18 protein-coding genes and 1 pseudogene are annotated in these 20,438 nt (G+C 68.9%); 13 read left to right on the top strand and 6 right to left on the bottom strand.

The annotated features are described in order from the left end of the window. The first annotated feature begins 56 nt into the window (after nt 1–56). A pseudogene (locus tag QE399_RS02525) lies at nt 57–885 on the top strand (acyl-CoA thioesterase). A gap of 64 nt (nt 886–949) precedes the next feature. After that, nucleotides 950–1,726, top strand: coding sequence for an enoyl-CoA hydratase (locus QE399_RS02520; RefSeq protein WP_309825825.1), 777 nt, complete (start codon nt 950–952; stop codon nt 1,724–1,726). A gap of 61 nt (nt 1,727–1,787) precedes the next feature. On the opposite strand, the gene mtgA is transcribed toward QE399_RS02520, so the two are convergent. The 4 genes from mtgA to QE399_RS02500 form a co-directional block, all read right to left on the bottom strand. Beyond that, a complete protein-coding gene (gene mtgA, locus QE399_RS02515) occupies nt 1,788–2,522 on the bottom strand; it encodes a monofunctional biosynthetic peptidoglycan transglycosylase (protein ID WP_309825823.1) in 735 nt (244 codons plus the stop codon). Nucleotides 2,523–2,550: 28 nt separating this feature from the next. Continuing rightward, nucleotides 2,551–3,411 carry a shikimate dehydrogenase gene (gene aroE / locus QE399_RS02510; RefSeq protein ID WP_309825821.1) on the bottom strand — a complete coding sequence of 287 codons (861 nt, stop codon included), beginning with the start codon at nt 3,409–3,411 and terminating at the stop codon, nt 2,551–2,553. 116 nt (nt 3,412–3,527) lie between these two features. After that, on the bottom strand, nt 3,528–4,388 hold the full coding sequence (locus tag QE399_RS02505; protein ID WP_309825819.1) for an energy transducer TonB: 861 nt from the start codon (nt 4,386–4,388) through the stop codon (nt 3,528–3,530). 79 nt (nt 4,389–4,467) lie between these two features. Further along, nucleotides 4,468–6,630, bottom strand: coding sequence for a ribonuclease catalytic domain-containing protein (locus QE399_RS02500; protein ID WP_309825817.1), 2,163 nt, complete (start codon nt 6,628–6,630; stop codon nt 4,468–4,470). A gap of 251 nt (nt 6,631–6,881) precedes the next feature. Here QE399_RS02500 and QE399_RS02495 point away from each other — a divergent pair, with 251 nt between their 5' ends. Then, nucleotides 6,882–8,501, top strand: coding sequence for a Wzy polymerase domain-containing protein (locus QE399_RS02495; RefSeq protein ID WP_309825815.1), 1,620 nt, complete (start codon nt 6,882–6,884; stop codon nt 8,499–8,501). Here the strand turns inward: QE399_RS02495 and QE399_RS02490 are convergent. Continuing rightward, nucleotides 8,420–9,049, bottom strand: coding sequence for a YqiA/YcfP family alpha/beta fold hydrolase (locus QE399_RS02490; protein WP_309825813.1), 630 nt, complete (start codon nt 9,047–9,049; stop codon nt 8,420–8,422). The genes QE399_RS02495 and QE399_RS02490 overlap by 82 nt on opposite strands. 126 nt (nt 9,050–9,175) lie before the next feature. On the opposite strand from QE399_RS02490, the gene rodA reads away from it, so the two are divergent. From rodA to QE399_RS02465, 5 genes are all read left to right on the top strand, one after another. After that, complete coding sequence (gene rodA, locus QE399_RS02485) at nt 9,176–10,351, top strand: rod shape-determining protein RodA (protein WP_309825811.1); 1,176 nt, start codon at nt 9,176–9,178, stop codon at nt 10,349–10,351. 78 nt (nt 10,352–10,429) lie between these two features. Beyond that, complete coding sequence (tldD, locus tag QE399_RS02480; protein WP_309825810.1) at nt 10,430–11,890, top strand: metalloprotease TldD; 1,461 nt, start codon at nt 10,430–10,432, stop codon at nt 11,888–11,890. A gap of 70 nt (nt 11,891–11,960) precedes the next feature. Beyond that, entirely contained in the window at nt 11,961–12,515 is a 555-nt protein-coding gene (locus tag QE399_RS02475) for a hypothetical protein (RefSeq protein ID WP_309825808.1), read from the top strand. A gap of 244 nt (nt 12,516–12,759) precedes the next feature. Beyond that, nucleotides 12,760–13,881: a 3-deoxy-7-phosphoheptulonate synthase gene (locus QE399_RS02470; RefSeq protein WP_309825807.1), complete on the top strand. Its 1,122-nt coding sequence runs from the start codon at nt 12,760–12,762 to the stop codon at nt 13,879–13,881. A gap of 85 nt (nt 13,882–13,966) precedes the next feature. Next, a complete protein-coding gene (locus QE399_RS02465; protein WP_309825805.1) occupies nt 13,967–14,278 on the top strand; it encodes a hypothetical protein in 312 nt (103 codons plus the stop codon). A gap of 117 nt (nt 14,279–14,395) precedes the next feature. Here QE399_RS02465 and mpl read toward each other — a convergent pair whose 3' ends face one another. Beyond that, nucleotides 14,396–15,808: a UDP-N-acetylmuramate:L-alanyl-gamma-D-glutamyl-meso-diaminopimelate ligase gene (gene mpl / locus QE399_RS02460; RefSeq protein WP_309825804.1), complete on the bottom strand. Its 1,413-nt coding sequence runs from the start codon at nt 15,806–15,808 to the stop codon at nt 14,396–14,398. Nucleotides 15,809–16,013: 205 nt separating this feature from the next. On the opposite strand from mpl, the gene QE399_RS02455 reads away from it, so the two are divergent. The 5 genes from QE399_RS02455 (at nt 16,014) to prmA (ending at nt 20,411) form a co-directional block, all read left to right on the top strand. After that, nucleotides 16,014–16,631, top strand: a complete 618-nt coding sequence (locus QE399_RS02455) for a hypothetical protein (RefSeq protein ID WP_309825802.1) — start codon at nt 16,014–16,016, stop codon at nt 16,629–16,631. Continuing rightward, nucleotides 16,628–17,224, top strand: coding sequence for a TlpA family protein disulfide reductase (locus QE399_RS02450; RefSeq protein ID WP_405043067.1), 597 nt, complete (start codon nt 16,628–16,630; stop codon nt 17,222–17,224). Before QE399_RS02455 ends, QE399_RS02450 begins: the two co-directional genes overlap by 4 nt. Nucleotides 17,225–17,334: 110 nt before the next feature. After that, nucleotides 17,335–17,793 carry an acetyl-CoA carboxylase biotin carboxyl carrier protein gene (gene accB, locus QE399_RS02445; protein WP_309825800.1) on the top strand — a complete coding sequence of 153 codons (459 nt, stop codon included), beginning with the start codon at nt 17,335–17,337 and terminating at the stop codon, nt 17,791–17,793. A gap of 279 nt (nt 17,794–18,072) precedes the next feature. Continuing rightward, nucleotides 18,073–19,422 (top strand): acetyl-CoA carboxylase biotin carboxylase subunit, encoded by a 1,350-nt coding sequence (accC, locus tag QE399_RS02440; RefSeq protein WP_309825798.1) that lies wholly within the window; start codon nt 18,073–18,075, stop codon nt 19,420–19,422. A gap of 89 nt (nt 19,423–19,511) precedes the next feature. Then, on the top strand, nt 19,512–20,411 hold the full coding sequence (gene prmA / locus QE399_RS02435) for a 50S ribosomal protein L11 methyltransferase (protein ID WP_309825796.1): 900 nt from the start codon (nt 19,512–19,514) through the stop codon (nt 20,409–20,411). The last annotated feature ends 27 nt before the right edge of the window (nt 20,412–20,438 follow it).

The following is a 20,438-nucleotide window of genomic DNA, read 5'->3' as shown; positions in this document are numbered from 1 at the left end:
GCGCAGAGTCCCGGGCACGACGGCACCCGTTCGAGAACCACGGCACACTCGTTCACATGACCGAATCCTTGCACCCCCTGGACGAAGCGCTGGCGATCACACCGTCGGCGCCCGGCACCTATGCCGGCCGCACCACGCCGGCCTACTGGAACATGGTGGGGCCGTTCGGCGGCATCACCGCGGCCACCTTGCTGCAGGCGGTGATGCAGCACCCGGGACCGGCTGGGCGAGCCGCTGTCGCTCACGGTGAACTACGCGGGCGCGTTGGCCGAAGGCCCTTTCACGTTGCAGGCCACGCCGGTACGCACCAACCGCTCCACCCAGCACTGGACGCTGTCCATCCTGCAGCCGGGCGCGGACGGCGCCCCGGTGGTCACGACCACGGCCACGGTGGTCACCGCTGCGCGGCGCGAGACCTGGAGCCTGGCGGATACGCCCATGCCTGGCGCGCCCGCGCCGGACACCCTGCAGAAGGGCGCCAGGAACTTCAGCGTGGAGTGGCTCAACCGCTACGACATGCGCCTGGTGTCCGGCGGCCTGCCCGAGGAGTGGGACGATCGCGGCGAAAGCAGCCTGACGCAGCTGTGGATGCGTGACGACCCGCCGCGCCCGCTCGATTTCTGCGCGCTGGCTGCGCTGGCGGATGTGTTCTTCCCGCGCGTGTGGCTGCGCCGTGCGCGGCGCGTGCCCGCGGGCACCGTGTCCATCACCGTGTACTTCCACGCCAGCAGTGCCCAGCTGCAGGCCACCGGCACGGGCCATGTGCTGGGACAGGCGCGCGCGCAGGAGTTCCGCAACGGCTTCTTCGACCAGACGGCGCAGCTGTGGAACCAGTCCGGCACTCTGCTGGCCAGCAGCCACCAGATCGTGTACTACAAGGAATAGCGGGCGCCGGGGGGCAGCATGCACCCACCGTCCTATCATTTCAGACCCTCTCAACGGAGTCCCCATGACCGAAGCCCACCAGGACATCCTGGTCCACACCGAACACGGCGTGGCCACCATCACCTTCAACCGCGTCGAGAAGAAGAATTCGATCACCCGCGCGATGTACTCGGCCCTGGCCGATGCGTTCGACGCTGCGGCGCAGGACAATGCCGTGCGCGTCGTGGTGCTGCAGGGCGACGTGGCGATCTTTAGCGCCGGCAACGACATCGGCGACTTTCTGGAGCTGCCGCCCTCCACGCCGGATTCGCCGGTGTTCCGTTTCCTGCGCGGCATCGCCACCTTTCCCAAGCCCGTCATCGCCGCCGTGTGCGGCCCGGCGGTGGGCATCGGCACCACCCTGCTGTTCCATTGCGACCTGGTGTACGCGGGCGACAACGCAGCGTTCTCGATGCCCTTCGTGAACCTGGGCCTGTGCCCCGAGGCGGCCTCCAGCCTGCTGGCGCCGCAGCTGCTGGGCTACCACCGCGCCGCCGAGGCGCTGCTGCTGGGCGAGCCCTTCATGGCCGAGGCGGCGCTGGAGGTGGGCCTGGTCAACCGCGTCGTGCCGCCCACCGAATGCAACATGGTGGCCCAGACCCAGGCCCGCAAGCTGGCCGGCAAGCCGCTGAGTTCGCTGGTGGAGACCAAGCGCCTGATGAAGAAGTCCTCGCAGTCGGCCGTGCTCGAACGGATGGCGGAAGAGGGCGAGAGCTTCGGCCGCATGCTGCGCGAGCCTGCTGCGCGCGAGGCGTTCACGGCCTTCATGGAGAAGCGCCGTCCCGACTTCAGCGCCAGCTGAGGCGGTGGTGACGACACCGCTCTGAGCGGCGGTGCCGCTCAGAGCGGTCGCCAGCGGTCGCTCAGGGTAGTTCCGCCGACCCCATCCGGCCCATGATGATCCGGGCGCGCCCCGAGAGGTAGGCGGAGCCCGGCGTTTTCTCGAACCGCTTGGGCTGCGGCAGCATCACCGCCAGGCGGGCCGCCTCGGCCGCGCTCAGGCGCGCAGCGCTCTTGCGGAAGTAGTGCTGGGCCGCTGCCTCGGCTCCGAACACGCCGTCGCCCCATTCCACGCTATTGAGGTAGATCTCCAGGATGCGCTGCTTGCTCAGCAGGTGCTCCAGCGCCAGCGTGAGAACGAACTCCTGCCCCTTGCGCAGCAGCGTGCGCTCGCCCGACAGCAGCAGGTTCTTGGCCAGCTGCTGGGTGATGGTGGAGCCGCCCACGATCTTGGCCGGCCGCACCGCACGGGCGGGCGCGGCGTCCTGGCGCTTCTGGAACTGGGCCTCGGCGCGCGCATTCTTCTCCCAGGCGGCCTCGATGGCGTTCCAGTCCACACCGTCGTGGTTGACGAAGCCGTCGTCCTCGGAGGCGATCACCGCACGCTTGAGCGTGTCGGCGATCTCGCCGTAGGCCACCCACTCCTGGCGCCAGCGCACGCCGCCGCGGTCGGCGATCTGGGCCCAGGCCTCGGAGCGCTGGAAGCTCGTCGATTCAGGGGCCACCACCGCCATGAGCGCGATGCGGCCCACGAAGAACAGCTGCAGCGCCACGAAGGCCAGCAGACCCAATCCGATCCAGCGCAGCAGGGCTTTCATCGTGTGTCCGTCCTGTACGTGCCAGCCGTCACTGGCCTGCCGCGATGGCGGCCCGCAGCTCTGCCAGCACCTGCGCGGAGGGCGGACGCACGCCGCGCCACAGCGCGAAGGCCTCGGCCGCCTGCTCCACCAGCATGCCGAGCCCGTCGCGCGCCACGGCGCCGTGCTGGCGCGCCCAGTCCAGAAAGCCCTGGGCCGCGGGGCCGTACATCATGTCGTAGGCCAGACTGCCGGGGCGCAGCACCCGGGCAGGCACCGGAACGCCGCCGCCCGCCAGGCTGCTGGCCGTGGCGTTGATGATCACATCGAAATCGCCCTCCAGCGCTTGTATATCAAGCGCAAGCAGCTCTACTTTTTGTAGCGTCGCCAGGCCGGCATGGCTGTGCACCAGGGCTTCGGCGCGTGCGTGCGTGCGGTTGGTCACCACGATGCGGCGGGGGCGCTCGTACAGCAGCGGCCCGAGCACGCCGGCCGCCGCGCCGCCCGCGCCCACCAGCAGCACGTCGCGCCCGGTCAGCGGCACCTGGGCGTTGCGCGTGATGTCGGCCACCAGGCCCAGGCCGTCGGTGTTGTCGGCCGTGATGGCGCCGTCGCTGCCGAAGACCAGCGTGTTGGCGGCGCCGGCCAGCTGCACGCGCTCGCTGCGTTCGGTGGCGCGCTCCGCGGCTTCGAGCTTGAACGGCACGGTGACGTTGCAGCCGCGCCCGCCAGCGCCGGCAAAGTCGTGCAGCGCAGCGGCGAAGCCGTCCACCGGCACGAGGCGGCGTTCGTACACCAGGGCCTGGCCGGTCAGCTCGGCAAAGCGTGCGTGGATCCAGGGCGAGCGGCTGTGCGCGATGGGGTTGCCCATCACGCAGTAGCTGGCAGGGGCGGCGGTCGAAGCAGTCATGGGGAAAGGGAAACAGTCAGGGGCTGCGTGCGTGCGTGTGCGCGTTCGGGTGCCGGGGCGCGGCCTGCGGTGCGGTCCCCGCGCAGGCGGCGGGGGCCGGCGCACGCCGCGGGTCGTCATCTCACCGTCGTCTCCAGCGTCTGGTCTCGGGTGAACTTGAAGCGCGAGACCACGGCGATCTGGTCGGCCTTGGCGCGCATCGCCTTGTCGAAGGTGCCGAACGGGCCGGCCGCGCGGGCGATGGCCTCCGCGCGGCGGTCCAGCAGGCTGTTGCCCGATCCCTGGACGACCTCGGTGGTGAGCACGCGGCCGTCGTGGTTCACGGTGACGATCATGGTCAGCTCGCCGTAGAGCTTCTTGCCGGCCTGCTCGGGAAAGTTCTCGGTGCCCTTGTCCTCGATCTTGCGGCGCAGCGCGTCGTAGTACACGGCATAGGCCTCTTCGCGCGTGGCCGGGCTGATGTAGCGCTTGCGCGGGCGGGCGTTCTCTTCGTTGATGCGCTTTTCGATCTCGGCCAGCAGCTTGACCAGCTGGCGGCGCTTTTCTTCCTGCGTCTGCGCCTCGGTGGCCTGGCTGGTCGGGCGCGGATCGGGCACCGGCATGCTGGCCAGTTGCTTGCGCAGCTGGGCGAGCATCTGGTTCTGCTGCTCCAGCATGGCGTCCATCTTGCGCTGCATTTCCTCGAAATCATCCCCCACGGCCGTGATGGCGGAGTAGGGCAGGGGGCTGGTGGCGCGGCCCTGGGCCGCCTCGCCGCCGCCGGCCAGCGAGGTCTGGGCGATGGCCTGGGCCTTGTCCGGGCGCTCGTTGGACTTGGCGTTCACCAGGATCACCTCCAGGGGCGTGTCCTGGAAGACCCGGTTGAAGCTCTCCGGATCGATGAAACGCACCGACAGCAGCACGGCGTGCACCGCCACCGAGGCCGTGAGAGCCCACTGCAGCGCGCCCATGCGGCGAAAGAGGGCCGGCAGCTTCATCGCCGGGCCGCTCCAGCAGGGCGGCCGGCGCCGGCGGGGCGCAGCGGCCACAGGGGACGGGGGGCGTGGAGGTGTGTGTTCACGGCGCCCGATTATCGGTGCCGGCGGCCTCGGCCTCGTTCACGTCCACCGCAATGGCGATGGGGCCGGCCACGGCCTCGTCGTCGTCGCCCTCGGGCTCGTCCACCGGGCCGTCATCGCTGGCATCCTGCGGGTCGTCCAGGCGCTCCAGCACCGTGCCGCTGATGTCGAGCGTGATCTCGTCGATCTCGCCCAGCTTCACGCGCACCCGCGCGCCGCGCGGCAGATTCTGCGCGCCTAGCACGGGCAGCACCAGGGGCAGGGCATCGGCGCGCACCAGGAAGCTGCCGGCCGGGCCTTCCTTGAACACGGTGGCCTCGATGTCGGTGACCTCGTTCTGCTGCAGGTACTGCAGCGTCCAGAAGCGCTCCATGCCGGCCTGGTAGCCGTTGTAGGCGCTGTAGGCGCCGTCGAAGCTGCTGATGATGGAGAACAGGTCCGCGTCCTTGGGCTTGAATGGTGCGGCCAGCGCGGCCGTCTTGCCGTGGCGCACGCAGGCAATGATCTGCCACTGGTTCACCAGATCGACGTAGCGGCGCAGCGGCGAGGTGGCCCAGGCGTAGCTCTTCACGCCGATGCCGGCGTGCGGCAGCGCCTTGGTGCCCATGCGCACCTTCACGCCGGGCGCCAGGCTGGCCTGGCTGCGGTAGATGCCGGGCACGCCGTGCTCGGCCAGCAGCTGGCCCCAGCTGCTGTTGGCGACGATGGCCGCCTCGGCCACGATCAGGTCCAGCGGCGCGCCGCGCTTGCGCGTGGTGATGCTGACCTGCTCGCGGCCCGTGGGCTCGGCGCCGTCGTTGCCGGATTTGCCAGCCCCCACGCTTGCCACTGCGTTGGCTGCGCTGCCCCCCGAGGGGGTGTTCGCGCCTTCGGGCGGCCGGGCGGCGCTCAGCCGGAAGTTGTAGTCCGGCCGGTTGAAAGTCTCGGGCTTGCCGCGCACCACTTCGCGCTGGGCCTTGAGGCTCTTGGCGAGGCGATGCAAAAAGGAGAGCTGCTCGCGCCGTTCCAGCAAGGGCTGGGGCGTGTTCTGGACCTGAACCGAGGGGTCGCTCAGCCATTCCTCGGTCACGATGTGGTCGAGCTGGTCGTGGCGCAGGTTCACGGCCACGGGCACGCGCTCCAGCTTGGTTTCGGTGCCGGTGATCTCCAAAGTCTCTTCGTTGATCGTCACGTAGAGCGACACGGCCGGGTTGGCGCGGCCTTCGTCCAGCGTGTAGATGCGCACCACCTCGTCGGGCAGCATGGTGATCTTGTAGCCGGGCATGTAGACCGTGGACAGGCGGTTGCGGCCCAGCTGGTCGAGCGGTGTGCCCGGCACGATGGCCAGGCCCGGCGCGGCGATGTGGATGCCGAGTGTGACGGTGCCGGTGCCCAGGCCTTGCACGGACAGCGCATCGTCGATTTCCGTCGTCTGCGAATCGTCGATGGAATACGCCTGCACGGGCGCAAGCGGCAGGTCCTCGGGCGGCTGCGGCGCGGTGACGGCGGGGAAGCCCGTGCCCTTGGGGAAGTTCTCGAACAGGAAACGCTTCCAGTGGAACTGGTAGGGCGAGTCGATGGCGCCGGCCTGCTGCAGCAGGTCGAGCGGCGCCTTGTGCGTGGCGCGGCTGGCTTCCACCACGGCCTTGTATTCGGGCGCGTTCTTGTCGGGCTTGAACAGGATCTTGTAGAGCTGCTCGCGGATCGGCTGCGGGCATTCGCCCCGGCCCAGGGCGGCGGCCCACTCGTCGATCTGCGCCAGGATGGCCTTCTTCTTCTCGATGGCGGCCAGCGCCTGCTGCAGGATCTCGGCCGGGGCCTTCTTGAAGCGGCCCTTGCCGGCGCGGCGGAAGTAATGCGGCGCCTCGTAGAGCGCAAACAGCGCGCCGGCCTGCTGGGCCAGCGTGGCGTTGGCGGAGAAGTAGTCGCGTGCCAGGTCGGCAAAGCCGAACTCTTCCTCGGGGGCGAATTCCCAGGCCAGCGGCAGCTCGATCTCGGCGGCCACGGACTGCGCCTCGCGCACCAGATCGGCGGGCGCGGGCTTCTCGAACTTCAGCAGGATGTGGGCGCCCTTGACCTTGACGCGCTTGCCGGAATCCAGCTCGATCTGCGCGGAGCTTTCGGCCTCGGAGAGGATACGGCCGGCCAGGAATTTGCCGGCTTCTTCAAACAATGCATGCATGGCCGGCATTGTCCCATGGGCCGCCCGGGTGGCCGGAGCGGGGGCTTTGCCGTGCAGCGGGCGGCGGCAATAAAAAGCAGTGCTATTGATTGAATAGCTGCTTGCGCAATATCTGCGGGCGCTACGGCCTATTTCGTTCCATATTTTGGCCGGAGCCTGCGCCCCCTATGATCGAGCCCTTTCCCGCCGCCGCCCCTCCAGGCCGGTGTCCGCCCGTCCGCACCCCCCGCGGCGCCCCTGCTGCCCCTTCAATGTCCGCCTTCAACGTTTTTGCTTCGCTGCTGTCCGTGCTGGCCGTGGCGCTGCCTTTTCTCTTCGCGCGCACGCAGGCCCCGCTGTCCAACTTCTGGCCGTTGATGGTCGCGGGCGGCTGTGCCTGGCTGCTGACGGCGCTGGCGTGGGTGCGGGCCGGGCAGGGGGCGGGCCGGGGGCAGGCGGCGTCTTCCGCCCAGCCTGCCGTGGCCCTGGCCGCCGGCCTGCTGCTGGCGGCCGTGGTGGGCGCGTGCATCGGGCTGCTGCAGTTCTTCCGCGGCGACCTGGGTTGGGCGCCCTGGGTGTATCCGGCCTCCATCGGCGAGGCGCTGGGCAACCTGCGCCAGCGCAACCAGCAGGCCACCCTGATGGCGCTGGGCCTGTGGGCGCTGGTGTGGTGGGTGGGCCGCGCGGCGGCCTGCACGCAGGGGCAGCCGTTGCTGCCCGGCGGCAGGGTGCGCACAGGGCGGGTCAGCGACTGGCTGGTGCGCCTGTCGGGCTTTCTCACGCCCTGGGCGCTGGTGCCCATCGCCGCCTGCGCCGCCGCGACTGCTTCCCGCACGGGGGCATTGGAGTGGGGCGTGCTGCTGGTGCTGCTGATCCTGTGGCGCCGCTCCATGGGCTGGCTGCCGCTGGGGCTGGCCGGCGCGGGCGTGCTGCTGTACCTGGGCGCCGCCTGGGCGTTGCCGCACCTGCTGGAGCAGTGGACGGGCGTTGCCATGGACGGCCTGTTCGACCGCCTGGGCGGCGGCGAGCGCTGCGGCACGCGCTCGGTGCTCTGGCCCAACATGCTGCACCTGATCGCCCAGAAGCCCTGGGCCGGCTGGGGCTGGGGCGAGCTGGACTACGCCCACTACGCCACGCTGTTCCCCGGCGAGCGCTTCTGCGTGCTGGTGGACAACGCGCACAACCTGCCGCTGCACCTCGCCGTGGAGCTGGGCCTGCCGGTGGCGCTGGTCTTCTGCGGTGCCGTGCTGTGGTGGGTGCTGCGCGGCCGCCCGTGGGCCGAGACCGATCCGCTGCGCCAGCTGGCGTGGGGCGTGCTGGCCGTGATCGGCGTGCACAGCCTGCTGGAATTCCCCCTGTGGTACGGCCCCTTCCAGCTGGCCACCGGCTTGGCGCTGTGGGTGCTGTGGCGGCCCCATCTGTCGGCGCTGGGGCCCGCGCTGCGGGCCGCCGTTGCCGTGGCCGGCCTGGCCGTGCTGGCCTGGGGCGCCTGGCTGGCGCACGACTACGAGCGGGTGAGCGGCCTGTACCGCCCGGCGCCGCAGCGGGCCCCGCAGTACCAGCGCGACACCGCCGAGCAGGTGGCGCGGGAGACCACCTTCTTCCGCGACGCCGCCGCGTTCGCCTGGGTCACGACCACGCCCGTCACCGCGGCCAATGCCGCCACGCTGTACCCCGCGGCGCGCCGGCTGCTGCACTACTCGCCCGAGCCGCGCATCATCGAAGCCGTACTGGCCAGCACGCGGCTGCTGGGTCTGGTCGACGAAGAGGCCTTCCACGCCGAGCGCTACCGCATCGCGTACCCGCGGGACTACGCGGCCTGGGCCCGATCCGCGGCCGCGCCGTCCGGGCCGCCCGCCAGCCCGCAGAAGCGCGCCACCTCGTCGATGTGATCGGGGAAGGCGCTGAGGGCGTGGTCTCCGCCCTCCAGCAGCCTCAGCTGCGCGTGGGCGTAACGCGCGGCCATTTCGCGCCAGTCCAGCAATTCGTCGCCCTTGGCGATGACGGCCAGCTCCGGCGCCGCCGGGGCGCGGCCGCGCACGTCCAGCGCGCGCAGCTCGGCGATGTATTCGGGGCGGAAGTAGAAGTGCTGCGCCGGGTCGTGCCAAGCCGTCTGCTCGCCGATGTAGCGCTCCAGATCGCGCGCCGGGTCCACAGCCGGGTTGAGCAGCACGCTGGGGCAGGCTTGCCGCTGCGCGACCCAGCTGGCGTAGTAGCCGCCCAGGGACGAGCCCACCACCGCCATGGCCGCGCGCGGCCAGTCGGCGATGCCGGCCGCCACCAGGGCCATCGCCTCCCGCGGGGAGGGCGGCAGCTGCGGGCACCAGAAGTGCACGCCGGGATGCCGCGTGGCCACGTGTTGGGCCATCAGCCGGGCCTTGGCCGACTGGGGCGAGGAGCGGAAGCCGTGCAGGTAGAGCAGGTGGGTGGTCTGTGTCATGGTGGGGAAGATGCGAGAGGGCGCGGGGCCGGGACGGGGCGTGCAGTCCATTCTGCCTGGCGGGTCTCGCGCCCCTTTGGCCCCGCCGTGTGCCGGCGCGGTCCGTGCGCCCGATAATCGCGCCCCATGTCTTCCGCCGTATTCGACAAGCCCTCCCTGCTGCAGCGCATCCTGCCGTTCTTCCGCGGCTTCGACTGGATGCTGCTGGTCATGCTGGGGCTGCTGGCGTCGATCGGGCTGGTGGCGATGTATTCGTCCGGCTACGACCACGGCACGCGTTTCTACGACCACGGCCGCAACATGCTGCTGGCGGCGGGCATCCTGTTCGTGGTGGCGCAGATCCCGCCGCAGCGGCTGATGATGCTGGCGGTGCCGCTGTACACGGTGGGCGTGGCACTGCTGATCGCCGTGGCGCTGTTCGGCATCACCAAGAAGGGGGCGCAGCGCTGGATCAACCTCGGCATCACGATCCAGCCCAGCGAGATCCTCAAGATCGCCATGCCGCTGATGCTGGCGTGGTGGTTCCAGAAGCGCGAAGGCCAGCTGCGCCCGCTCGACTTCGTGGCCGCCGGCGCGCTGCTGGCGCTGCCGGTGGGCCTGATCATGAAGCAGCCCGACCTGGGCACCTCGCTGCTGGTGCTGGCGGCGGGCCTGTCGGTGATCTTCTTCGCCGGCCTGCCATGGAAGCTGGTGGTGCCGCCGGTCGTCATCGGCGCGGTCGGCATCATCCTGATCGTCTGGTTCGAGCCCCAGCTGTGCGCCGACGGCGTGCGCTGGCCGGTGCTCCACGACTACCAGCAGCAGCGCATCTGCACGCTGCTGGACCCGACGCGCGATCCCCTGGGCAAGGGCTTCCACATCATCCAGGGCATGATCGCCATCGGCTCGGGCGGCTTCTGGGGCAAGGGCTTCATGGCCGGCACGCAGACGCATCTGGAGTTCATCCCCGAGCGCACCACCGACTTCATCTTCGCCGCCTACTCCGAGGAGTTCGGTCTGGCCGGCAACCTCTTTCTGATCGTGTGCTTCCTGCTGCTGGTGTGGCGCGGCCTGGCCATCGCCATGGGCTCGGCCACATTGTTCGGGCGGCTGATGGCGGGCGCGGTGTCCATGATCTTCTTCACCTACGCCTTCGTGAACATGGGCATGGTCAGCGGCATCCTGCCCGTGGTCGGCGTGCCGCTGCCGTTCGTGAGCTACGGCGGCACGGCCATGGTCACGCTGGGGCTGGCGCTGGGCGTGCTCATGTCGGTGGCCCGGGCGCAGCGCCAGGCCCCGGACGCCCCCCGTCAGGCGCTGTAGGCCCGCTTCCGTACGACCCTGCGGCAGGGGCACCCGCGCCGGGCACGGGGGCATGGCCGGCTGCCTACAATCGGGCGCATGATCTCCCGCGAACCCACCATCGAACGTTTGGCCATTGCCCGTCAGCTCCTGCTGGAGCCTTTCGGTCTGGACGAATCCCATCTGACGCGCGCCCTGGCGGAGATCCGCGCGCACCGCGTCGACGACGCCGACCTGTACTTCCAGTACACGCGCAGCGAAGGCTGGAGCCTGGAAGAGGGCATCGTCAAGACCGGCTCGTTCAGCATCGACCAGGGCGTGGGCGTGCGCGCGGTGAGCGGCGAGAAGACGGCGTTTGCCTATTCCGATGACATCTCCCTGGCCTCGCTGCTGGATGCGGCCCGCACTGTGCGGTCAATTTCCGCCTCGGCCCAGTCTGGTAAAGCGCGGTTAGCTCCCCAAAAGATAGCAAGCAGCCGCTCGCTCTACCGCGGCATCGACCCCATCGCCACGCTGGACAGCACCGCCAAGGTGGCGCTGCTGGAAAAGGCCGAGCAGCGTGCTCGCGCCAAGGACCCGCGCGTGGCCCAGGTCATGGCCGGCCTGGCCAGCGAATACGACGTGGTGCTGGTCGCCCGCGCCGACGGCACTCTGGCCGCCGACGTGCGCCCGCTGGTGCGTCTGTCGATCACCGTCATCGCCGAGCAGAACGGCCGGCGCGAGGTCGGCTCCTCCGGCGGCGGCGGCCGCTTCGGGCTGGACTATTTCGACGATGCGCAGATCAACCAGTACGTGGACGACGCCGTCAACGCCGCGCTGGTCAACCTGGAGTCGCGCCCGGCGCCCGCTGGCGAGATGACCGTGGTGCTCGGCCCGGGCTGGCCCGGCGTGCTGCTGCACGAGGCCATCGGCCACGGGCTGGAGGGCGACTTCAACCGCAAGGGCTCCAGCGCGTTCAGCGGCCGCATCGGCGAGCGCGTGGCCGCCAAGGGCGTCACCGTGCTGGATGACGGCACCATCGCCGACCGCCGCGGCTCGCTCAACGTGGACGACGAAGGCCAGGCCAGCCAGCGCAACGTGCTGATCGAGGACGGCATCCTAAAGGGCTACATCCAGGACGCCATGAACGCCCGGCTGATGGGCGTGAAGCCCACCGGCAACGGCCGGCGCGAGAGCTATGCGCACATTCCCATGCCGCGCATGACCAATACCTACATGCTGGGCGGCGACAAGGACCCGAAAGAGATCGTGGCGAGCATGAAGCGCGGCCTCTACGCCACCAACTTCGGCGGCGGGCAGGTGGACATCACCAGCGGCAAGTTCGTCTTCTCGGCCAGCGAGGCCTACTGGGTCGAGAACGGCAAGATCCTCTACCCCGTCAAGGGCGCCACCATCGTCGGCAGCGGGCCGGAGTCGCTGAAGAAGGTCACCATGATCGGCAACGACATGGCGCTGGACAGCGGCGTCGGCACGTGCGGCAAGGAGGGCCAGAGCGTGCCCGTGGGCGTGGGCCAGCCCACGCTGCGCATCGAAGGCCTGACCGTGGGCGGCACGGCCTGAGTCTCGGCCTTCGCGGTCGAGGCGGCCTGCCGGCAGGCCGCCCCGGCCGGGCCGGCGCACAATGCGCTGCATGCACGGACCGCTGACCTCCCGCCTGCTGCACAGCGCCCAGTCGTTCGACGACATCAGCCGGTTCCTGCGCGAGGGGCTGGCGGACGAAGAGTCCCGCCAATTGCGCGACAGCCTTGTCGCCCTGTCGCAGCACATCGAGACCGCAGTGCGCATGCGCCGCCGGCGCAGCGATCCCCCTGCCATCCTGCACAGCGTGGAGCAGCTCGCCGCCTGCGCCCGCGAGCACCAGCGTTTCCTCACCAGCCTGGGCTCGGCATGGCATGCCATGTACGAACTTGGCGTGTACCAAGGTACCTTGCGCGAACTGCGCGATGCGATCGCCGCGTGGCAGGGCGCGCTGGAGCGCCGCAGCAGTGCCGAGCGCGCGCGTTTCGACTCGTTCGAGCTGGTGGCCTGGCGCGCGGTGGGCGAGGCGCTGCTGCTGCTGGAGATGTACGAGCATGGCGCGCAGACGCAAGGCGCACCGCTCTCCCGCGCCGCACCTCCGGCCGCCCGCCGCGGCAATGCGTCCTGGATCGGGCGGCTGCGCGCATGGTGGCGTCGCAGTCCATGACCTGTCGCTCGGCCGCAACGCTGCGGGATGTTGCAACGCGCAAGACGTGCTACATTGGCCCGCATGCAAGTCCGTAGCGCGTTCTACTTTTGGTTTTACTTCTCTGTCCCTGGCGGATGAGAGGTAAGCGCGCACCCAGACCCGAGCCCCCTTCTCTAAGAAACCGCCGAAGCTGAAAAGCCCGGCGGTTTTTTGTTTTTCCGCTCTCCCTTTCCTGATTCATCCACCCACGAGGACGCAACCCATGAAGGCCCCCGCCCATCCCTCCAGCGATGCCTGGTACCGCGACGTCGAGAAAACCAGCCAGACCGACGACGAACGCATCAAGGACATCACAGTGTTGCCGCCTCCCGAACATCTGATCCGCTTCTTCCCGATCCATGGGACGGCGGTCGAATCCCTCATCACCCAGACGCGTCAGACCATCCACCGCATCATGGCCCGCGAGGACGACCGGCTGTTGGTGGTGATCGGCCCCTGCTCCATCCACGACCCGGCCGCCGCCCTGGAGTACGCCCGCCGCCTGAAGGCCGTGCGCGAGCAGTACAAGGACACGCTGGAGATCGTGATGCGCGTGTACTTCGAGAAGCCCCGCACCACCGTCGGCTGGAAGGGCCTCATCAACGACCCCTACCTGGATGAGAGCTACCGCATCGACGAAGGCCTGCGCATCGCGCGCCAGCTGCTCATCGACATCAACCGCCTGGGCGTGCCGGCCGGCAGCGAATTCCTGGACGTGATCTCGCCCCAGTACATCGGCGACCTCATCAGCTGGGGCGCCATCGGTGCGCGTACGACGGAGAGCCAGGTGCACCGCGAGCTGGCCTCGGGCCTGTCGGCGCCCATCGGTTTCAAGAACGGCACGGACGGCAACATCCGCATCGCCACGGACGCCATCCAGTCGGCCGGGCGCGGCCACCACTTCCTGTCGGTGCACAAGAACGGCCAGGTGGCCATCGTCAACACCAGCGGCAACAAGGACTGCCACGTCATCCTGCGTGGCGGCAAGGCGCCCAACTACGACGCGGACAGCGTGCAGGCCGCCTGCGCGGACCTGGAAAAGGCCGGCCTGCCCGCCACGCTGATGGTGGACTGCAGCCATGCCAACAGCAGCAAGCAGCATGAGAAGCAACGCGACGTGGCCCGCGACATCGCCGGCCAGATCGCCGGCGGCTCGCACTGCGTGTTCGGCGTGATGATCGAGAGCCACCTGAACGCGGGTGCGCAGAAGTTCACGCCCGGCAAGGACCAGGCCTGTGCGCTGGAGTACGGCAAGAGCATCACCGACGCCTGCCTGGGTTGGGACGACTCGCTGGCCGCGCTGGCCGATCTGTCCGCCTCCATCACGGCCCGCCGCGCCCGCTGAAAACCCCGAGAAGCGCGGCGGGGAGGGCGGTGTAAGCTGCCTTCTTCGCATACGCGCATACCTCCCAAGAGAAAGGCCACGACCCATGCCAAGCCAAGTCTCCGTCACGCTCGGTCCCCAGCAGGAGTTCCGCATGGACTTGCAGGGCGCCGAGCCCATGGCGCACGAGGCGGCGCGCCGCTGGCTGGATGACGAGTTCATCCGCCTGGAATGCGAGCCGCTGCGCGCCAGCGGCAAGGTGCTGCTGGCCGACAAGGTACTGACCGTGGCGCATGCGGCCGGTCCGCAGCTGCTGTCCGACGCGACCTGGTTCACCGCCTTTGCGCGCGCCACCAGTGCGGCGTTGGCGCGGCCCACCGTGCGGGTGGACGTGCCGGCGATGGCGGTGACGTTCTAAGGTAGTGACGTTCTAAGCTGGTGATGCTTTGGGGCAGCCCGCCCTGACAGGCACGATCGCCAGAACGAAGATTCAAGCCAAATTGGCCGGCAGTTAAGGCCAGATAAGCGCAGGCAGCTATTTTTTTGATAGCGCATCCAGCAGCTGGGCATGGATGCCGCCGAAGCTGCCATTGCTCATGCACACCACGTGGTCGCCAGGCTGGGCGGCCTGCACGATCTGCCCTACCAGCGCTCCCACGTTGTCGGCCGTGCGGGCGCGCTCGCCCATCGGCGCCAGGGCGGCCGCGGCGTCCCAGTCCAGTCCTGCGGTATGGCAGAAAGCCACGTCGGCGGATTCCAGCGCCCAGGGCAGCTGCGACTTCATGGTGCCCAGCTTCATCGTGTTGCTGCGCGGCTCGAACGCGGCCAAGATGCGCGCGCCGGGGCCGATGCGCCGGCGCAGGCCGTCGAGCGTGGTGCGCAGGGCCGTCGGGTGGTGGGCGAAGTCGTCGTACACGGCGATGCCGTGCACCGTGCCGCGCAGCTCCATCCGGCGCTTCACGTTCTGGAAGCGCGACAGCGCCTCGGCGGCCTGCGCCGGCGCCACGCCCGCGTGGTGCGCCGCTGCGATGGCCGCCAGCGCATTGAGCTGGTTGTGCACGCCGCTCAGGCTCCACTCCAGGCGGGCGACGGGCTGGTCGCGGTACAGAACGTCAAAGGCGTGGGGCTCGCCCCGGGCGGTGAAGTCGCTGACGGCAGCGCCAAAGCTGGCCACTTCGCTCCAGCAGCCGGCGTGCAGCACACGCGTCAGGCTCTCTTCCACCCCGTTGACCACCACGCGGCCAGACGGTGGCACGGTGCGCACCAGATGGTGGAACTGCCGCTCGATGGCGGCCAGGTCGTCGAAGATGTCCGCGTGGTCGAACTCCAGGTTGTTCAGCACGGCCGTGCGTGGGCGGTAGTGCACGAACTTGCTGCGCTTGTCGAAGAAGGCCGTGTCGTACTCGTCCGCCTCGATCACGAACACCGGCGCGCTGCCCTGCGGACCCGTGCCCGGCACCGGGCGCTGCGCCGCGCCCAGCCGGGCGGAGACGCCGAAATCCAGCGGCACGCCCCCTACCAAAAAGCCCGGCTGCAGGCCGGCGCATTCCAGCACCCAGGCCAGCATCGACGTGGTGGTGGTCTTGCCGTGGGTGCCGGCCACCGCCAGCACGTGCCGACCCTGCAGCACATGCTCGGACAGCCATTGCGGACCGCTGGTGTAGGGCGCGCCGGCGTCCAGGATGGCCTCCATCAGCGGAAACTTGGGGCTGCCGTCGGCCAGCCGCGCGCGGCTCACCACGTTGCCGATCACGAACAGATCGGGCCGCAGCGCCATCTGGTCGGCGCCATAGCCCTCGATGAGTTCGATGCCCAGTGCGCGCAACTGGTCGCTCATGGGCGGGTACACGCCCGCATCGCAGCCCGTGACCCGGTGGCCCGCCTCGCGCGCCAGCGCCGCCAGGCCGCCCATGAACGTTCCGCAGATGCCCAGAATATGAATATGCATGGGCGGCGATTCTACGTTTTTAGCTCAATAGCCTTGTAACGCCCGCTCCATATGCGCCTGGTGCTATCGAATTGGTAGTTTCGAGGGGCCAATACCCTTGCCGCCCGTGCGTTGTCACTGCGCCGTCAAGGGGATGTCCGGGCGTTCGCGCCACAATGCGGCTACGACACCCGCCGGGTGTCGGGTTCCTTTCCGGACCATCGCCATGGAAAACGCACTCGCCACCGAGATCGCCAACGCCGCCGCCCGCCTGGTCGTGGAGGAGGGGCTGGAGTGGGGCCCCGCCAAGCGCCGCGCGGTCAAGCAACTCGGCCTGCCGGCCCGCACCGCCTTGCCCGACAACGACCTCGTCGAGGATGCGGTGCGCGAATACATTGGCCTGTTCTGCGCCGATACGCAGCCCGCTGAATTGCGCGCTTTGCGGCAACTGGCGCTGGTGTGGATGGACCGCATGGCGGCGTTTCGCCCCTACCTGGCCGGCGCTGTCTGGCACGGGACGGCGACGCGCCTGTCCGATATCTACCTGCAGTTGTTCTGCGACGATCCGAAGTCCGCCGAAATCGCGCTCATCGACCACCGCGTGGATTACGAGCCCCGCACCGTCACCGGCTTTCGGGGCGAGCCCGTCGAGGCCCTGAGCCTGAGCAGCCGGTCGCCCGAACTGGCCGAGATGATCGGCGTGCACCTCATGATCTACGATCTGGACGACCTGCGCGGCGCCTTGCGTCCCGATGCCCGCGGCCGCGTACCGCGTGGCGATGCGGCGGCGGTGCAGCGGTTGCTGCAGTCGCTGGACGCCACTGATCTTCCTGCTTCCCCATGACGTCTTCCGTGCCTCCTTCTCCGCCGTCCGACTCTCCGGCCTCTGCAAGCGCCGCGCCAGGGCCGGGCGCTCCTTCCCGCCGCCGCTGGCTCATGGCCGGCGTGGGCGGGGTGGCCGCACTGGCGGGGGCCGGCCTCGCCTGGCAGCGCCTGAAACCCCACGCCGTGATGGACGGCGCGGAGCAGGCGTGGTGGGACGCGTCATTCAAGGGGCTGGCCGGGGAAGAGGTGCCGATGCGCGGTTTCCAAGGCAAGCCCCTCCTGGTGAACTTCTGGGCCACATGGTGCCCGCCCTGCGTGGAAGAGCTCCCGCTACTCAACAGCTTCTACCGCGAAAAATCTGCCAAACGCTGGCAAGTGGTTGGCCTGGCCCTCGACCAGCCCTCTGCCGTGCGCAAGTTCCTGGAGCGGATGTCGCTTGATTTTCCGGTGGTGCTTGGGGGGCTGACGGGTACCGACCTCGGGCGGAATCTGGGGAATCTGACCGGTGGGCTACCGTTTACGGTGCTGTTCAGCGCAGATGGACGCATCTTGCACCGTAAAATGGGGCAGGTGACACCCCAGGACCTGCAGCAGTGGGGGCAACTGGGCTAGCTCACCGCATTTCCACGAGCGAGATGATGGAAATTGCATTGGGTTCATGGAATTAGGTGGAAATTGGAGTAAATTCGCGCCCTATTCCGTTTTTCGCCGTTGGAGCTCCCATGGATTTGCGCAAACTCAAGACCCTGATCGATCTGGTGTCCGAGTCGAACGTCTCAGAACTCGAAATCACCGAAGCCGAAGGCAAGGTCCGCATCGTCAAGAGTGGGGGCGCTGTCGTTCAGCAATACGTGGCGGCCCCCGTGCCCGCACCCGTGGCGGCGGCCGCACCAGCGGCGGCGCCCGCAGCAGCGGCTGCCGAGGCACCTGCCGCAGCCCAGGTGACGGGCCATGTGGTCAAGTCGCCGATGGTCGGCACGTTCTATCGCGCTTCGAGCCCGGGTGCCAAGTCCTTCGTCGAGGTCGGCAGCCAGGTCAAGGAAGGCGACACCATCTGCATCATCGAGGCGATGAAGATCCTCAATGAGATCGAGGCCGACAAGTCCGGCACCGTGACCCGTATCCTGGGTGAGAACGGCCAGGCCGTCGAGTACGGCCAGCCGCTGTTCATCATCGAGTGAGGCGCCGCTGCGGCGGCATCGGCGTGCATCGCCCCTGCCTGCAGCGAACCCGGACATTTATGTTCACCCCGATTCTCGTCGCCCCCCGCGGCGCCGTAGCCGCAGGCAGTGCGAACCAGATCGCCCTGCCTTGCGCCCGCGTGCAAGCTGGCGGGGCTGCGGGACAGCCCATGTTTACCAAGATTCTCGTCGCCTGCCGCGGCGCTCTTGCCCCCGGCAAGGCGTTGCGCCGCGCCCTGGCAGGCGCCAGCGCGCGAGCGATGAGCCGCGAGGCAGCCTATGTTTAAAAAGATTCTTGTCGCCAACCGCGGCGAAATCGCCCTGCGTATCCAGCGCGCGTGCCGCGAGCTGGGCGTCAAGGCGGTGATGGTCTATTCCGAAGCCGATCGCGACGCCAAGTACGTCAAGCTGGCGGAAGAGGCCGTGTGCATCGGCCCCGCGCCTTCGCCGCTGTCCTACCTCAACATGCCGGCCATCATTTCGGCCGCCGAGGTGACGGATGCCGAGGCCATCCACCCCGGCTACGGATTCCTGTCTGAGAATGCCGATTTCGCCGAACGGGTGGAGAAGAGTGGCTTCCAGTTCATCGGGCCGACGCCTGATTCGATCCGCACCATGGGTGACAAGGTGTCTGCCAAGCAGGCCATGATCCGTGCGGGCGTGCCCTGCGTGCCCGGCTCGGACGGCGAACTGCCTGACGATCCGGTGCAGATCCGCCGCATCGCCAAGACCGTCGGCTATCCCGTCATCATCAAGGCCGCAGGCGGCGGTGGTGGGCGCGGCATGCGCGTGGTCCATACCGAGGCTGCTCTGGTCAATGCGGTGCAGATGACCAAGGCCGAGGCGGGCGCCGCATTCGGCAATCCTGCCGTATACATGGAGAAGTTCCTCCAGAACCCGCGCCACATCGAGATCCAGGTGCTGGCCGACAAGCACCGCAATGCCGTGTACCTGGGCGAGCGCGACTGCTCCATGCAGCGCCGCCACCAGAAGGTGATCGAAGAGGCGCCGGCGCCGGGCATTCCACGCAAGCTGATCGAGAAGATCGGCGAGCGCTGCGTGGCCGCGTGCAAGAAGATCGGCTACCGCGGTGCGGGCACGTTCGAGTTCCTGTACGAGAACGGCGAGTTCTACTTCATCGAGATGAACACGCGCGTGCAGGTCGAGCACCCGGTGACCGAGCTGATCACCGGCGTGGACATCGTGAAGACGCAGATCATGGTCGCCGCCGGCGAGAAGCTGCCGTTCACGCAGCGCCAGATCGAGATCCGCGGCCACGCCATCGAGTGCCGCGTGAACGCCGAAGACCCGTACAAGTTCATCCCATCGCCCGGCCGCATCACCATGTGGCATGCGCCGGGTGGCCCGGGCGTGCGTGTGGACTCGCATGCCTATACGAACTACTACGTGCCGCCGAACTACGACTCGATGATCGGCAAGATCATCGTGCACGGCGACACCCGCGAGGAGGCCCTGGCGCGCATGCGCACCGCCCTGTCCGAGACGGTGATCGAAGGCATCAACACGAACGTGCCGCTGCATCGCGAGCTGATGGTCGACGCCAAGTTCATGGCCGGCGGCACCAACATCCATTACCTGGAAGAGTGGCTGTCGCACCACAAGCGTTGATCGCTGTACGGCGATGATCGCGGCATGCTGGCATCTGGCGACGGATGCCGGCATTTTCATTTTTTGCGTGGAAGAAAGAGGGTGTGCCCATGTTTGAGCTGAGCCTGTTGTGCCCCGAGGACCGGGTGGAGTCCCTGAGCGATGCGCTGGAGGCACTGGAGGCGCTGAGCGTTTCGGTGGAAGACGCGGACGCGCAGACCGACGCCGAGCAGGCGCTGTTTGGCGAACCCGGCATGCCGCCGCCCAAGGAGGGCTGGCAGCGCAGCCGCATGGTCGCGCTGTTCCCTGCCGAAGCGGCGGCGCAGGAAGCCCGGACCCTGCTGGAGGCGCAGGATTTCTTCGAGGGCTGCCGCACGCTTGGCATCGCGGCGGTGCAGGACCAGGACTGGGTCCGTCTGACGCAGTCGCAGTTCGCACCGGTCGACATCACGCCCGATTTCTGGATCGTGCCGACCTGGCATGACCTGCCTGCGGCCGCGACCCGCAGCATCCGGCTCGACCCGGGGCTGGCGTTCGGGACCGGTACCCATCCCACGACCCGCATGTGCCTGCGCTGGATCGCGCGCCAGGGTGCTCAGGCCGGTGGTGCCGCAGGCCTGGGCCGCGTGCTCGATTACGGCTGTGGCTCGGGCATCCTGGCGATCGGCGCTGCGAAGTTCGGTGCGATCGAGATCGACGCGGTCGACATCGATTCTGCGGCGGTGGAGTCCACGCTGCAGAACGCCGAAGCCAACAGCGTGCAGTTGCACGCCGGCCTGCCGGACCGCGCCCAAGGCGTTTATGAAACGGTGCTGGCCAATATCCTGGCCACCCCGCTGAAGGTGCTGGCGCCGCTGCTGTGCGCGCATGTGGCGCCAGGGGGCCACCTGGTGCTGGCCGGCATTCTTGAGCGGCAGGCCCAGGAGCTGAAGGACGCCTACGCGCCTTGGCTAGCGCTGGAGGTGGCGGACGCTGAGGATGGCTGGATTCTGATGACGGCCAGGCGCTGAGGGGCGTAGTCCGGTGCCTGACCAGGC

The sequence above is a fragment of the Paracidovorax wautersii genome (genome assembly GCF_031453675.1).
Taxonomy (GTDB): domain Bacteria; phylum Pseudomonadota; class Gammaproteobacteria; order Burkholderiales; family Burkholderiaceae_C; genus Paracidovorax.
The sequence above is the reverse complement of the archived record's forward strand: the minus strand, read 5'-3'. Positions and strand labels throughout refer to the sequence as shown.